The organism is Sporosarcina gallistercoris (assembly GCF_014836415.1).
GTDB lineage: Bacteria > Bacillota > Bacilli > Bacillales_A > Planococcaceae > Sporosarcina > Sporosarcina gallistercoris.
On the sequence record NZ_JACSQY010000014.1, the window covers coordinates 40,668 to 54,430 of the forward strand.

Annotated in this window: 18 protein-coding genes, 1 other RNA gene and 1 riboswitch; of the genes, 1 reads left to right on the plus strand and 18 read right to left on the minus strand. The window is 45.0% G+C overall.

Annotated elements, in window-relative coordinates:
- Positions 1-8 precede the first annotated feature (8 nt).
- Positions 9-671, minus strand: a complete 663-nt coding sequence (locus tag H9659_RS14380) for a methionine ABC transporter permease (protein WP_191691840.1) — start codon at positions 669-671, stop codon at positions 9-11.
- A complete protein-coding gene (locus H9659_RS14385; RefSeq protein WP_191691842.1) occupies positions 661-1,686 on the minus strand; it encodes a methionine ABC transporter ATP-binding protein in 1,026 nt (341 codons plus the stop codon). Before H9659_RS14385 ends, H9659_RS14380 begins: the two co-directional genes overlap by 11 nt.
- 147 nt (positions 1,687-1,833) lie before the next feature.
- Positions 1,834-1,946, minus strand: a riboswitch (SAM riboswitch).
- Positions 1,947-2,242: 296 nt separating this feature from the next.
- Between H9659_RS14385 and H9659_RS14390 the strand changes: the two genes are divergently transcribed.
- The gene (locus tag H9659_RS14390) at positions 2,243-2,518 is read left to right on the plus strand and encodes an AbrB/MazE/SpoVT family DNA-binding domain-containing protein (protein ID WP_025783670.1); all 276 of its coding nucleotides are present in this window, start codon (positions 2,243-2,245) and stop codon (positions 2,516-2,518) included.
- A 70-nt stretch (positions 2,519-2,588) separates the two neighbouring features.
- On the opposite strand, the gene rsmI is transcribed toward H9659_RS14390, so the two are convergent.
- The 16 genes from rsmI to ffs all read right to left on the minus strand — a co-directional run bounded on the left by rsmI (position 2,589) and on the right by ffs (position 13,562).
- Positions 2,589-3,461 (minus strand): 16S rRNA (cytidine(1402)-2'-O)-methyltransferase, encoded by an 873-nt coding sequence (rsmI, locus tag H9659_RS14395; protein WP_191691844.1) that lies wholly within the window; start codon positions 3,459-3,461, stop codon positions 2,589-2,591.
- Complete coding sequence (locus tag H9659_RS14400) at positions 3,458-3,727, minus strand: GIY-YIG nuclease family protein (RefSeq protein ID WP_191691847.1); 270 nt, start codon at positions 3,725-3,727, stop codon at positions 3,458-3,460. Before H9659_RS14400 ends, rsmI begins: the two co-directional genes overlap by 4 nt.
- Complete coding sequence (locus tag H9659_RS14405) at positions 3,711-4,463, minus strand: tRNA1(Val) (adenine(37)-N6)-methyltransferase (RefSeq protein ID WP_191691849.1); 753 nt, start codon at positions 4,461-4,463, stop codon at positions 3,711-3,713. The genes H9659_RS14400 and H9659_RS14405 overlap by 17 nt, the downstream gene beginning before the upstream one ends.
- A gap of 81 nt (positions 4,464-4,544) precedes the next feature.
- Positions 4,545-4,898 (minus strand): DNA replication initiation control protein YabA, encoded by a 354-nt coding sequence (gene yabA, locus H9659_RS14410; RefSeq protein ID WP_191691851.1) that lies wholly within the window; start codon positions 4,896-4,898, stop codon positions 4,545-4,547.
- Positions 4,899-4,919: 21 nt separating this feature from the next.
- Positions 4,920-5,738, minus strand: a complete 819-nt coding sequence (locus H9659_RS14415) for a PSP1 domain-containing protein (RefSeq protein WP_191691853.1) — start codon at positions 5,736-5,738, stop codon at positions 4,920-4,922.
- Entirely contained in the window at positions 5,731-6,738 is a 1,008-nt protein-coding gene (holB, locus tag H9659_RS14420; protein WP_191691855.1) for a DNA polymerase III subunit delta', read from the minus strand. Before holB ends, H9659_RS14415 begins: the two co-directional genes overlap by 8 nt.
- Positions 6,739-6,793: 55 nt before the next feature.
- Positions 6,794-7,234, minus strand: a complete 441-nt coding sequence (locus H9659_RS14425; protein ID WP_191691856.1) for a YaaR family protein — start codon at positions 7,232-7,234, stop codon at positions 6,794-6,796.
- 21 nt (positions 7,235-7,255) lie between these two features.
- The gene (locus tag H9659_RS14430) at positions 7,256-7,585 is read right to left on the minus strand and encodes a cyclic-di-AMP receptor (RefSeq protein ID WP_025783662.1); all 330 of its coding nucleotides are present in this window, start codon (positions 7,583-7,585) and stop codon (positions 7,256-7,258) included.
- A gap of 47 nt (positions 7,586-7,632) precedes the next feature.
- On the minus strand, positions 7,633-8,262 hold the full coding sequence (gene tmk, locus H9659_RS14435) for a dTMP kinase (protein WP_191691858.1): 630 nt from the start codon (positions 8,260-8,262) through the stop codon (positions 7,633-7,635).
- A gap of 1 nt (position 8,263) precedes the next feature.
- Positions 8,264-9,703 carry an aminotransferase class I/II-fold pyridoxal phosphate-dependent enzyme gene (locus tag H9659_RS14440; RefSeq protein ID WP_191691860.1) on the minus strand — a complete coding sequence of 480 codons (1,440 nt, stop codon included), beginning with the start codon at positions 9,701-9,703 and terminating at the stop codon, positions 8,264-8,266.
- 102 nt (positions 9,704-9,805) lie between these two features.
- A complete protein-coding gene (locus H9659_RS14445) occupies positions 9,806-10,069 on the minus strand; it encodes a pro-sigmaK processing inhibitor BofA family protein (RefSeq protein ID WP_191691862.1) in 264 nt (87 codons plus the stop codon).
- Between the two features lie 63 nt (positions 10,070-10,132).
- Positions 10,133-10,363 carry a YaaL family protein gene (locus H9659_RS14450; RefSeq protein ID WP_318240741.1) on the minus strand — a complete coding sequence of 77 codons (231 nt, stop codon included), beginning with the start codon at positions 10,361-10,363 and terminating at the stop codon, positions 10,133-10,135.
- Positions 10,360-10,956: a recombination mediator RecR gene (gene recR, locus H9659_RS14455; RefSeq protein ID WP_191691864.1), complete on the minus strand. Its 597-nt coding sequence runs from the start codon at positions 10,954-10,956 to the stop codon at positions 10,360-10,362. Before recR ends, H9659_RS14450 begins: the two co-directional genes overlap by 4 nt.
- Positions 10,957-10,967: 11 nt before the next feature.
- Positions 10,968-11,288 (minus strand): YbaB/EbfC family nucleoid-associated protein, encoded by a 321-nt coding sequence (locus H9659_RS14460; RefSeq protein ID WP_191691866.1) that lies wholly within the window; start codon positions 11,286-11,288, stop codon positions 10,968-10,970.
- 26 nt (positions 11,289-11,314) lie between these two features.
- The gene (gene dnaX, locus H9659_RS14465; RefSeq protein WP_191691868.1) at positions 11,315-13,099 is read right to left on the minus strand and encodes a DNA polymerase III subunit gamma/tau; all 1,785 of its coding nucleotides are present in this window, start codon (positions 13,097-13,099) and stop codon (positions 11,315-11,317) included.
- A 195-nt stretch (positions 13,100-13,294) separates the two neighbouring features.
- An RNA gene (gene ffs, locus H9659_RS14470) (signal recognition particle sRNA large type) lies at positions 13,295-13,562 on the minus strand.
- Positions 13,563-13,763: the final 201 nt, after the last annotated feature.

Sequence of the window (13,763 nt, forward strand, 5' to 3'; positions counted from 1 at the left end):
TCAAAAAACTACCGTCTCATAACTTTTCGGGACAATGTATTTCCTATCCACTGCGCTACCTGGACCAGAATAATCAGAATGACTACCGTCACCAGCATGACACTGCCATCGAAACGCTGATATCCGTATGTCATCGCCACATGTCCCAATCCTCCTCCGCCAACAGTACCTGCCATTGCAGAGAAATCTATTAAACTGATGGTGACGAACGTCAAACCAAGAATCAGAGGACCGAGAGCCTCTGGTATAAGGACTGTAAAAATGATTTGAAATGGACTTGCCCCCATTGCCTTAGCTGCTTCAACAACACCAGGATCTATACCGACCAAGTTATTTTCTACAATCCTAGCGATACCAAAGGATGCTGCAATGGTCATTGGAAAGATAGCCGCCCACGTTCCGATTGTCGATCCTACAACCGCTCTTGTTACAGGACTTAACGCAACAAGAAATATGATAAAAGGAATTGGACGAATGATATTGATAAGGATATTCAGTATTTGAAACACCCATTGTTTTTCTAAGATGTTCCCTTTTCTCGTTACGTAAAGCAGTAAACCTATACTAATTCCTAAAACCGAGCCTAAGATGAGCGTTGCAATGACCATGAGGACCGTCTCGCCTGTCGACTCCACAATTCTCGGCCAAAATGTTGTCCAATCAACTTTCATGAACAGCAACCTCCTCAATCTCTACCGTTTCCTTCAATGCAGCTATGAGCAGGTCCACAGATTGCTCTTCTCCGTCGAATGATACTAACAAATTCCCAAAAAACTTCCCCTGCAATTCACGGATGGACCCATACACAATATTAAAATTCACTCCAAATTTTTGTGTGAGCCTCGAAAGGACAGGATCGCTCGCTACCTCGCCCTTAAAAATGACGCGATACAATTTCCTTCCTCCCTTTTCGCGCCACTCCAGAAGCAATGCATCCGACGGAAGGTCTTGTTGCACCGACTGGATGAAACGTCTTGTTGTTGGATGCTGCGGATTTGTAAAGGTGTCAAAGACAGATCCCGATTCAATCACTTCTCCATCTTCCATCACAGCGACACGATCGCATATTTCTTGAATGACGTGCATTTCGTGTGTGATGAGCAAAATTGTGATTCCAAGTTCTTTGTTCACTTTTTTCAGCAGTCTGAGAATGTCAGCTGTCGTATCCGGGTCTAACGCTGACGTCGCTTCATCGCAGATTAAGATATCAGGCGATGTAGCCAACGCTCTCGCAATGCCCACACGCTGTTTCTGACCTCCGGATAGTTGTTCAGGATAATCACTTGCTTTATCAGAAAGTCCGACAAAGTCCAAAAGTTCAGCTACGCGTGCATTCACTTCTTTTTTCGCACCTCCCGCAAGCTTTAAAGGATACGCCACATTCCCTGCAACCGTTCGGGATGTAAACAAGTTAAAGTTCTGAAAAATCATCCCGATACGGCGCCTAAGCTTTCTCAGATCTTTTTGAGAAAGAGAGGCAAGGTCTACTCCTTGTACTTGAATAGAACCAGTGGTAGGTCGCTCCAGCATATTAACGAGTCGAAGCAATGTACTCTTCCCTGCACCACTAAACCCGATAATTCCGAAGATTTCTCCTTGTGCAACGGACAAACTCACGTCATTAACCGCCGTCACTTCTCGCTTTCCTAATTTAAATGTCTTAACCGCCTGTTTAAATTCAATCATTCCGGGTCCCTCCGTTCCTTACTGTAATGATTCTGTGCAGCAACGAGCGCAGTCATCGAACTTTCTTTGGTTGAACGAAAAAAGCCCTCTTTTTTCTCATGAAAACGAGAAAAAAGAGGGCTTCACTATATTATGAAACCATCTCCGTTCTCATCTTCCAAATGCATTATGCATTTGCAGGAATTGGCACAGTGTTCATGTGTAATGAACCCGCTGCCGAGATGTCATAGGGCCTGCCCCTCGATCTCTCTGGATAAGAAAGTGATGTATTGCTATTCGATTGTGCAAGAATTGTTCTCTACTATAAAGTGAATATCGCAGGAAGTCAACCTCTTTTTAATTTTTTAAAAACTTCCCGCAGTCTGCGTTATGGTCAATCCAACTTGCAACTTTCATTCACTATTTTGTGTGTTTTTCGTGTATGTATTATTCATTAAATAGTTTATAGCCTTCTCTATTGACGTTAAATGGAAGACTTGGTATGATAATAGACAGACAAAAGAAAAAAATGTCGAAATCTGACGAATCACTATTATATTTTAGGAGGAAACTTGATATGAAATCTACTGGAATCGTACGTAAGGTCGACGAACTCGGCCGTGTAGTTATCCCTATCGAATTGCGTCGGACACTCGGCATAGCTCAAAAAGACGCGCTAGAAATTTATGTGGATGACGATAAAATCATCTTGAAGAAATACATGCCTAATATGACATGTTCAGTTACTGGAGAAGTTTCAGATGATAATTTGACACTGATCGATGGTAAACTGATTCTCAGTCCTGAAGGCGCTAAGCAACTAATTGCTGAAATCGAAGACAAAATGTCTTGATTTAATGGTTTTATTTTAATAACATCTGTGCCTTTTCAAGTAGGCACAGATGTTATTTTTTTGCTATTTTTTATTCAACATGGTATGCCTGGTATACCTCCCGTTTACTCATACCCCGATCAGCTGCTGTTTCACGAATTGCCTCTTTGGATGTATATCCTTTTTGTTCCATCAACTGTTCAACGTGTTCAACCAGTGTCAGCGCACTCCACCACGCTACTTCTGTTTCCAATTCCGACTGATCTGCACCTTCTACGACTAAACAAAACTCGCCGCGAATCTCTGTTGACTCAGCCCAGTTAAGCGCCTCTTCAATCGTGCCTCTGACGAACTCTTCATATCGTTTTGTTAGTTCCCTCGCAAGGGTGATTCGGCGATCCGGGCCAAACTGTTCTAACAGAGCACGCAACGTTTCTTTCAATCGATGCGGTGCCTCGTAAAAAAGTAAGGTTTCTTGCCGATTCTGTAACAACTCCAGTTGAAGACGACGCTTTTTCTTCTGCCGATCTAAAAAACCGAAAAACAAGAAAGGCTGTGTAGGAATCCCGGACGCAACTAATGCGCTAATTGCGGCATTCGGTCCAGGAACAGGTACTACTGCGTATCCTTCCGCAATCGCTTTTTCTGCAATATCGGCACCGGGATCTGAAATACATGGCATCCCTGCGTCACTAACTAGCGCGACTGTTTTACCTTCCGCCAACAGCTCTAAAATTTTTCTCCCGCCCACCTCAAGATTGTGCTCATGATAGCTCATGAAGGGGGTATCTATTTCAAAGTGATTGGACAACTTCACTGTGTTCCTTGTATCCTCAGCTGCAATCATATCCGCTTCCTTTAAAATGCGGATTGCACGATAACTCATGTCTTCTAAATTCCCAATGGGTGTACCGACTAAATACAGCACACCTTGTTCGTTTTCCGCGCTTCTTTGCGTGATCATCCGTCTACCTCCTCTTGTTCCAGATAACGTTCTTTTGCAGGACGCGTCAACTGTTTGAAGCGATACTCAGCTTGCATCGCTTCCCGCTTCGTGTCAAACTTTTCATGATGAATACAGCGAACTGGCCTTCTCGCACGCGTATACTTCGCACCTTTCCCTGAGTTATGCATGGCAACCCTACGGTCAAGATCCGTTGTGTATCCCCCATAATAAGAGCCATCCTTACATTCAAGTACGTAAAATAGGTGGTCATACTTCTGTTCCATACAACAACTGCCTCACTTCTTCTGTATACGTGCCGTCCTGTTGATAGACATACAATGGCGGAAGTATTTTCAAATCCGGTTTCCCATCCTTGGTCGCCTCAATGAGCAACGTATTCGCTTCTTTTCCTTCTTTCGGATAAACAAACTGAATACGCTTCGGCTCCAGCCGATTCGCCCTCATCGAAGTGATAATATCCAATAGTCTTCCGGGACGATGAACAAATGCTGCCTTTCCGCCTTGTTTAAGCAATTCACTTGCTGAACGCACTGCTTGGTCGAGCGTAAGTTTCACCTCGTGACGGGCAATGGTCAGCGGTTCCTTTTGATTTTGTTCGCTATTCTCATACGCTTTGAAATAGGGAGGATTACATGTCACTACATCGTATTGATCAAATCCGATCTTAGATGCGATACCTATAACGTCGTCACATAACATTGTAATCTGCTGCTCCAGCTGATTATAAGCAATACTGCGACGCGCCATATCTGCTAATTGTTCTTGTAACTCCACCGCCGTAATATCAGCAGAGGTGCGTGCACTTAAAAATAATGGGATGGCGCCATTGCCTGCGCACAAATCTACAATTCTCCCACGCCGAATGGGCATATATGCAAAACGCGCTAAGAGCACAGCATCTAATGAAAAGGAAAAAACCGATGGGCTTTGGATAATTCTCAAGTCTTCTGCAAGTAAGTAATCGAGGCGTTCGTCGCCTCGTAATTCAATTGGTTCCATTGGGTACTCCTTTAAGAAATAATAGTGACTCCATGATATAGAAAAACCGACACCTAGTTGAACATAGGGATCGGCTAAAATTCACACATTCTGTTTACTTAGAAATGAGAGACAAAATAGGCAATCTTCGCCCTTACGCGTGCTTCCGTAGTGGACATTGCATACGTGGAATCCCTCATTATAAATACGTGCCAAATTGTCTACACCTTCGCCAACATCTGCCCGCTGCGAGCGTTCCGCAGTTTTTTTATCAGCAGCAGCTTGTTGATCCAACTCTTCAAGACGCGCGCGCAGATGATGATTCTCAAGTTGAAGTGAATGGTTTTCTTCCGTCATCTTGGCAACAAAACCGATGATTTCACGGAATTGCTTGTGCATAGAGTCGAGTTGTTGTTCGTATTCGATTACCTTATCGAGAAAGTTCCCTTCTTTCAACTTTGTCACCTCATCACTTCATCAATTGACGGGCTGACCCGTCTTCTTAGACAGTTCTTCCCAAGCATATTCAAGTGTTTGGTCTTGATCGGTCAATTTCACTTTCAGCAGACGCTCGAGTAGGTTAAGACCGACAACCTTTCCTGGCCCATCTGGTGTGTCAATACGCGAACCGATATCAGGCATAAGAGCTTTCGCTTCCTCATATTCGTCGTTTTCGTATTTCAAACAGCACATAAGTCTTCCACATAATCCCGAGATTTTAGAAGGATTCAGTGATAAATTCTGGTCTTTTGCCATCTTAATAGAAACTGGTTCAAAATCACCCAGAAATGTAGAACAACAAAGCATTCTGCCACAAGGACCAATCCCGCCAAGCATTTTAGCTTCATCTCGAACACCGATTTGGCGCAGTTCAATCCGAGTTCTGAATATGGAAGCCAAATCCTTCACCAAGTTTCTGAAATCGACTCGACCTTCAGCTGTAAAATAGAAAATCACCTTATTACGATCAAATGTATATTCCACATCGACTAGTTTCATATCAAGTTTGTGCTCTTGGATTTTAGCGACACACGTAGTGAATGCTTTTTGAGCGTCCAATTGGTTTTCTTCCACCTTATCCATGTCCTCTTTACTAGCGGGACGAATAACTTTCTTTAGAGGAAGAACTAAATCGGAACCATCCATATCCACCATCATGCTAACTACTTTCCCATACTCTGTGCCACGTGCAGACTCGACGATTACATAATCATCTATTTTCAAGTCATAGTCCATTGGTTCAAAATAATGTATTTTACCCGCTTTTTTGAAGCGGATTCCTGCAACGTTATACAACGAATAACCCCTCCTGCATACTGAGCACTAATTGCTCCATTAAAAGCGTGCGGTGCATATTGCGATGCAATTGCTTTTTTGCCTGCAAAACGGATTCCAAAATGGAAGATAGCTGATCATAAGTCATTTTCATTGCGAGACTAGTTATGAATTCATCTAAATCCGGATATGCGGGTGTTGCAGACAGTCCCGCTTTCTTCGCCACAATATCACGGTACATGTATAGAAGCAAGTCCAGCCCCATCTCGGTATCTTCTTTTTCCTTCAAGAAAGGTGCCCAATCAGACTGGATCAGTAATAACGCATCAGACACGTGATGATCGATGGCTTGAACTAATTTTACCACTGTTTTCCGTAAACTTACAAACTGCTCGTCAGATGCGAGTTCTGCAGCACGGCTCGAATCTGCAGTAAGTGCTGTGACAGTAGCTGCAAGTGATGGAGAAATGCCTTCAGCTTTCAAGGCAGCTAAAAGTTGTTCCCGATGTGGCGGGAGAAACGAGATACGCTGACATCTGGACTGGATTGTAGGCAATACCATATGATAGGCATCTGTCAGCAATAGTGCTGTCACATCACCTTCAGGTTCTTCTAAAAACTTGAGCAGCGCATTGGCTGCTGCTGTATTCATTCGGTGAGCTTGCCCAATCATGTAGATACGTCGTCCACCCTCATATCCTTTTTTCGTCATAACTGAGAGTAATCCTGCCATTTGATCTTTTTTTATATCCTGCCCATCCGGCTCAATCGTTAAGATATTCGGGTGGTTTCCCGATGCAACGCGCTTGCAGGCGCTGCATGTTCCACATGGAACATTCTCTTTTGGTTGCTCACACAACAATAATTGTGAAAAATATAACGCAGCTTGGTGTTTTCCAATTCCTTTTTCACCATCGAATATATACGCGTGGCCAATCCGATGATTGCGGTAGGCAGCACTGAATCTAGCAGCAACTGCCGGCTGTTCGGCAGCGATTCGACTGCTCAACTGATTATCCATGTAGCTGCCCCCTTTCGTATAAAAAAGACGTTTTCTTATGTATCAGAAAACGTCCTCATGTATATAGATTGATGAGAAGTCCTTTGATTTCACCAATTTTAGCGAGAAGATCCAAAGACGACTCTTCCTCTTGAAGCAATTGTTCAGCCAATTCAATCAGCTTTTGGTCAATTGTTTCAACAATTTTTAGTCGCCGTCCTTCTCCGTACTGGTTCCACGTATGTGACTGCTTCAGACCGAGACCGGTTTCAACAGACTCTTTTAGAAAACGTTTGACGAGCATCTTGAATTTAGCCATGTCCCGCAGGTTGCGTGACCGGGCAAGGCGGTCACCTGCGCTGGAAATATCGCCAAGCAGACGAGTTATCTGTTCCCCGTGCAGGCGAGATTCCTGTTTTTGAACCATTTGACCAAACCGCTCCCCGCTTTGAGGAGACTTCAAAGGATCGTTACGTAATTTATCCAGCCCCGCACGATACTCATTATTAACTTTCATTTAAATTCACTCCGATATGGATCAGAAATGACGGAATTGTTCAATTGGCAGAACGAAAACCGTTGCCCCACCGACTTCAACTTCAACTGGGTACGGAATATAGGAGTCAGCGTTTCCGCCCATTGGTGAGACGGGAGCTACCATTTGATCACGCGAACGACAGTTGTCTCGAATGAGGTCCAACGCTTTCGGGACAAGACTATCGTCTGTACCGATTAAAAACGTCGTGTTCCCTGATTTCAAGAATCCACCTGTACTTGCCAATTTCGTTGCACGGAAGTCACCTTTCGTCAATGCAGATGAAAGTCGGTTACTGTCTTGGTCTTGTACTACTGCCACTATAAGTTTCACGGGATATCTCTCCTTTTCCGCTTTCTTTCATTATATCATGAAATGACTTAAGAAATGAGTGATGCAACTGTTTTCCATACAATTTCTGTAACCTCTTCTACTGAACCGCTGGCATCAATGGGTTGAATCCTTTTTGGAAATCGTTGCTGTACCAGCCGATAACCTTCTACAACGTCTTTATGAAATTGCAGTTTTTCATTATCCAAACGGTTCTGTTCACGTTCACCACTCGCTGCAATTCTTGCTAAACCGGCTTCTGGCGACACGTCAAAATAGATGGTATGATCCGGCATGAGTCCATTAATCGCAAATTCATTGATTGCGAGCACCTCGTCGATTCCAAGACCTCTTGCATATCCTTGGTACGCGAGGGAACTGTCAACGAAGCGATCGCAAAGGACAATTGCACCCTCTTCCAGTGCAGGAACGACCTTTTCGGTTAGATGTTGCCGCCTTGCAGCTGCGTACAACAATGCCTCTGTCCGACCGTCCATTTCTTCATGGTCATTATCCAAAATAATCGTCCGGATTTTCTCTGCAATCCGGATTCCACCCGGCTCCCTCGTTAAAACCGAGTATTTTCCTTGTTGCTGCAAACGGTTATGAATTTCCTTGATAACCGTTGTCTTCCCTGCCCCTTCCGGTCCTTCGAAAGTGATGAATATTCCTTTAGTCATTTCAATCTTCTCCTTGTGCACGCAACACTTCAAATTCCGTTGTCGGCCCATTTACTCGAACTGCTCCTTGAAAATTTGCACCTGAAACCATCATCTGACAGATCTCTTGAATTAGTTGGGGATTCAATTGCTCGCCACTTAAGACGAGTGGAATTCCTGGTGGGTACGGAATAATTGCCGCAGCTAGTTCTAAACCAACTGCTGATTCAGCAGGTACCCATGCCGTATTCTTTTTTGAATGGGAACTCGTTGTAATCACCAGCTTGCGTGACTTTTCTTCAACCGATTCATCTTTTTCAGGAGTCTGTTCAACGTCTTTTTGCAACCTTTGCACGGCTAAATCGATTGCTTTGCAAATGGGTTGGGTTGGGTATGAGATTGCTGATGTGAGTAATGGAAGTACGAATAACACTTGTCGTTCATCTGCGAGTTCTGTATAGATCCCCTCCTCTTCCAATGAAAGCTGAAGCGTATAGCCAGAGGCTTCTTTTTGTCGCAGGAGAATTTTCAACGGATCCTCTGTCTCAATCACTTCAAGCGCTTTTATTGTACTGAGCTGGCCGATGAATTCACGACGCCATGCGAGAAATGCTTGCTTGTCATCCTCTGAATAGGTAGCAATCATCGCGCGGGCGTCGTCTAGCGACGCGAGCAGCAGGTAAGATGGGCTGCTTGTTTGCAACATGGAAAGCGTGCGTGTGAGCCGGTCAACATCCACTAACTGTGAGTTTACATGCAAAAAAGAAGCCTGTGTCATCGCAGATAACGTTTTGTGTGCCGACTGAACAACGAGATCTGCACCAAGTCTGAGCGCAGATGCTGGAAATGGGTCACCTGCAATAAAATGCGCGCCATGGGCTTCATCTACAAGTACAGGTATCCCCCGTCCGTGCGCAATTTCCACGATTGTCTGCAACTCGGTACCCGTCGTTCCATAATACGTCGGGTACGTGACAACTACCCCTTTTGCATCCGGATACCGTTCTAACGCCTCTTGAACAGTTGCAGATGAAACCGGGCCCGCTGTGCAAGTCGTTTCGTCCCACTCCGGTGTGAGCAGGATAGCTTGTACAGCTGCTAACTCCAATGCATGGAACACGGATTTGTGGGCGTTACGTTGAACGAGCACTGTATCCCCCGGTGTACAAACTGTCCTGATCATGGCAAGGTTGCCAACTGTAGAGCCGTTCACAAGGAAATAGCTTTGGTCCGCCCCATACACATCTGCCAACATCATCTGTGCTTCTGAGAGCATTTCAGCAGGTGCGTGCAGATCATCCAGTCCTGACAATTCCGTTACATCATAACGGAGTGCGGTTTTGAGATCCTCGGGTAGTTTGGAGAGCAAGCCATGCTTGTGTCCAGGTACATGAAAAGATACAGGCTGTGAGGCTAGAAAGGTTTGAAGTGCTTCCACTACAGGTCTTTTTGTATGATCCATCCGTTTCTCCTCCTTTCTCATGGAACTTTGCTGCGTTTTCTATGTAAAAAAAGTCAGCACACGTTGGCTGACTTCAAGCGGGACATCTTTCACGATCTATCCTTACAGAAAAACTGCCAGGACGAGTAAAGATGCCAATCCTGGAATTCCAAGCACTGCCAGTAAAAAGCCGGATCCAATATTAATCGGCACGTACAATCCAACAAACCCACCTGCGATATTCAGGATGAACAGAACTAAAAACGCAAAAGCGAGTCTAAACCATAAAATGGACAGTTTTTCAGCCGCTATCTGCAGTTGGGGCTTGGTCAAACGCAGGATGAAGAGCAGGACAACACCGAGTGCAAGAATGATTGCAACTTTCATAGCAGAAGTTGCCCCCTTTACAATAGACTAATAGCAGTCTATGCAAAGTAATCGTTGTTTAGTTCACTCGATGCCAAGATTTCTAATTTTAGCTTCCTTATACAAGTAGAAATGATTGCTTTCAGCGATTTTTCTTCGAATCACTACCTCTTGGTCGAATTCGTCCGCATACTTTTCAATCGATTTCGCCTGTTCCCACTCTTCTCGTGTATCGATCATCAATGCCCGTAATTTTTCATCGTACTCTCGTTTCAACTTGTGCTTCCGACGAAACAAACCGCCTGTCCGTCTCACAGTTGGCGCCGCCCTTCTAATGCTTTAGACAACGTCACTTCGTCGGCATACTCCAGATCTCCACCAACGGGTAAGCCGTGAGCGATCCGGGTCGTTGGAATACCCGATGGCTTTACGAGACGTGAAATATACATAGCAGTTGCTTCGCCTTCAATTGTCGGATTGGTTGCTAGAATCAGTTCTTCCACTTCTTCGTCTTGTAGACGTTTCAGCAAATCGGGGACGTTAATATCCTCCGGACCGATACCATCCATCGGTGAAATCGCGCCATGAAGGACGTGATACAGTCCTTTGTAATCCCGCATTTTTTCCATAGCAATGACGTCTTTCGGATCTTGGACTACGCAAATGAGAGAGCGATCACGCGACTGATCCTGACAAATATGACACGGATCGATGTCTGTAATATGTCCACAAATCGAGCAAAACCTCAGATTACGTTTGGCATCGACCAATGCTTTCGCAAAGTCGAGCACCGTGTCTTCTTTCATACTTAACACAAAAAATGCCAGCCGGCCCGCAGTTTTCGGGCCGATGCCTGGCAGTTTCATAAAACTGTCAATCAGTTTAGATATCGGTTCAGGATAATGCATGGTTTTGCCTCCTAGAACATCCCTGGAAGGTTCAATCCCTTCGTGAATTGTCCCATCGTAGAGTTCGTTAATTCTTCTGCTTTTTCCATCGCGTCATTCGTTGCAATCACGATCAGGTCTTGTAGCATTTCAGCATCTTCAGGGTCGATAACGGATGGGTCGACGATAACTTCAACAACCTTTTTGTCGCCAGATACGATTACCTTCACCATACCGCCGCCTGCTGCACCTTCCAAACGTTCTTCACCTAGTTTTTCTTGAGCCTCTGCCATCTGTTTTTGCATCTTTTGCATTTGTTTCATCATACCTTGCATATTTCCCATTCCACGCATTGTTGTTTCCTCCTCTTTTAGTTAAGTTACTCGTCATGGACGGTAATGAATTCTTTACCAAATAATTTCTCTGCTTCCGATACAATCGGGTCCTCTTGTGTCAGCTCTGCACCTTCCAGGAACGCCGGGGGTTCTTCAGACCCTGAAACTTCAGAAGGTTCACCGTTATTTCCGGAGTTCTCTTCTGTTTGCGAAGGTTGCTTGGACATTCCACTCTTGCGGATGAAATCCTCTCTGACTTTAAGCCATCCCTCTTCAGGGACGTACACGACGTCGTAGGCTTTGCCTGTTTGTTGACGCAGCGCTTCTGCGAGACCTGAACTTAGGGATGCGTTTTCAGACGCCATGAGACAATGGATTTCATATTTGAATTTTAACACAAACGCGCTATCCGATGCTGCTACCGGCTCCGTTTCTTCAAGAAGAGCAGAATGTGAACGCTGCATCGTCTGCATCATACGCGCCCACTCTTCCCGGATTACTTGAATGTCCTGTTTAGTCGCAGCACTAAGCACTTGATGGACTTTTCCGGTCGGAATCTTATAGGCACGAGCATTGTTTGATGAATTTTTTCGTGCTGCCGGGGCCTTCTCTCCTGCTTGTGCAGCATGTCCTCCACCGTTAGCGAGCTGTTGCTGCAATTCTCCGACAATCCGTTCCAGTGCAGCGATCTTTTGTTCCAATTCAGGAGATGCAGCTGTGCCACTTGATACTGATGCAGCAGTTCCGCGTGTTTGAACCATCTTCAATAACGCCGATTCAATATACACTTTGGCATGATTGGAGAAGCGCATTTCTTGCTGGGTCTCTCCTAAAATATCGATATAGGCGTATAAAGTATCCGGCTCAAACGCTTGAGCTAATGCAACGAAGCGTTCATCCCCCGAAATGACTTCCAGTAAGTCTGTAAGATCAGGTGCTGTCCGTAATAACAGCAGATCACGGAAGAATGTGATTAAATTCTCTGCCAAACGAGAGACATCTTTACCTTCCGCTATGAGACGGTTTAACAATGTCAGTGCAGCACCTGCGTCTTTCGTAAGCAATGCTTCTGCAAGCTGATGGAAGATGTCTTCCCCGACAGATCCTGTGACAAGAAGCGCCTCTTCTGCAGTCACTCGATCACCACTGAAAGAGACGACTTGGTCCAGCATACTGAGCGCATCCCGCATCCCGCCCGAAGCGGCTTGCGCAATCACTTTGAGTGCACTGTTGTCAGCCTCTATGTCAGCGTCTTTTAGAACGTGCGTCATCCTCTCAACAATATCCGAAGCAGTAATCGGCTTAAAATCGAATCGCTGACAGCGGGAGATGATCGTAAGCGGGAGTTTGTGAGGTTCTGTTGTTGCTAGGATGAATACCGCATGAGCAGGTGGTTCTTCTAATGTCTTTAACAGTGCATTGAAGGCTGAATTGGAAAGCATATGCACTTCATCGATAATGTAGACTTTATATTTGGAAGAAGCCGGTGCATACCGGACTTTTTCAATGATGTCACGCATTTCTTCAACACGGGAATTGGACGCTGCATCAAATTCAATCACATCTGTATTGGATCCTTCTGTAATCGTTCGGCACGTCTCACATTCGTTGCACGGTTCTTTGGCAGGTCCGTTCTCGCAATTCAGTGCCTTGGCAAAAATTTTAGCGGCACTCGTCTTTCCCGTTCCGCGGGGACCTGAAAACAAGTAGGCGTGGGTCGTTTTGTTATGGAGGAGAGCGTTTTGAAGTGTTTGTTTAACGTGTTGCTGTCCTGACATTTCGTGGAATGTCTGAGGCCGGTATACCCGGTAAAAAGCTTGATAACTCAACCGTCCGCTCCCCTTTCTTTTCGCTTGATTCATTCCTATAAGTATACCACAAACGAAGAGATAAGACGTTGTTTGAAAGAGGTGTTTTCTAATGAGTTTTTATGGAGACGAAGAAGTATGGATTTTGAAAGAATCTGCTTAAAAACATGCAAAAGCCTCTCATCCACATCGGGATGAGAGGCTTTGCTATGTACGCCGTGCACCTTCCTTCGACCGCCGCACATAAGCGTTACTCTTGTCGTTGGCTCGATTTAGGCGACCCCGCGGCACATGAGAAATTCCACTTAATGCTGCTTCCTTCCGGACCTGACATGGTTCATGGGTTCCCATTGCGCGGGACCCAAATGTCAACACTACGTGCAAAAGGCAGACCCTACAATACGGACGGCCTCAGGAAAGGGATTCAGTCTTGCTAGAGCGGATTGCAAGTTATAGGGCACCGCTACCTCCCCACCTAGCACGGCAACTTTTATTATACGAGTAGCCCGTAAAAAAATCAACTTTAACCTATTTGTCTACCGCTCTAAATTTTTTAATGAAAATTGTTGACTTCTTTTCTGATGCCTGATATATTATTACTTGTCTAACACGGAGGTATACCCAAGTTCGGCTGAAGGGATCGGTCTTGAAAACCGACAGGGGTGTCAAAACCCGCGGGGGTTCG

Excerpts from the sequence above, each read along its gene's own strand:
- H9659_RS14380 (WP_191691840.1), bottom strand. The coding sequence starts at position 671 with ATGAAAGTTGATTGGACAACATTTTGGCCGAGAATTGTGGAGTCGACA.
- H9659_RS14385 (WP_191691842.1), bottom strand. The coding sequence starts at position 1,686 with ATGATTGAATTTAAACAGGCGGTTAAGACATTTAAATTAGGAAAGCGA.
- H9659_RS14390 (WP_025783670.1), top strand. The coding sequence starts at position 2,243 with ATGAAATCTACTGGAATCGTACGTAAGGTCGACGAACTCGGCCGTGTA.
- rsmI (WP_191691844.1), bottom strand. The coding sequence starts at position 3,461 with ATGATCACGCAAAGAAGCGCGGAAAACGAACAAGGTGTGCTGTATTTA.
- H9659_RS14400 (WP_191691847.1), bottom strand. The coding sequence starts at position 3,727 with ATGGAACAGAAGTATGACCACCTATTTTACGTACTTGAATGTAAGGAT.
- H9659_RS14405 (WP_191691849.1), bottom strand. The coding sequence starts at position 4,463 with ATGGAACCAATTGAATTACGAGGCGACGAACGCCTCGATTACTTACTT.
- holB (WP_191691855.1), bottom strand. The coding sequence starts at position 6,738 with ATGGATAATCAGTTGAGCAGTCGAATCGCTGCCGAACAGCCGGCAGTT.
- H9659_RS14425 (WP_191691856.1), bottom strand. The coding sequence starts at position 7,234 with ATGAAAGTTAATAATGAGTATCGTGCGGGGCTGGATAAATTACGTAAC.
- tmk (WP_191691858.1), bottom strand. The coding sequence starts at position 8,262 with ATGACTAAAGGAATATTCATCACTTTCGAAGGACCGGAAGGGGCAGGG.
- H9659_RS14440 (WP_191691860.1), bottom strand. The coding sequence starts at position 9,703 with ATGGATCATACAAAAAGACCTGTAGTGGAAGCACTTCAAACCTTTCTA.
- H9659_RS14445 (WP_191691862.1), bottom strand. The coding sequence starts at position 10,069 with ATGAAAGTTGCAATCATTCTTGCACTCGGTGTTGTCCTGCTCTTCATC.
- recR (WP_191691864.1), bottom strand. The coding sequence starts at position 10,956 with ATGCATTATCCTGAACCGATATCTAAACTGATTGACAGTTTTATGAAA.
- H9659_RS14460 (WP_191691866.1), bottom strand. The coding sequence starts at position 11,288 with ATGCGTGGAATGGGAAATATGCAAGGTATGATGAAACAAATGCAAAAG.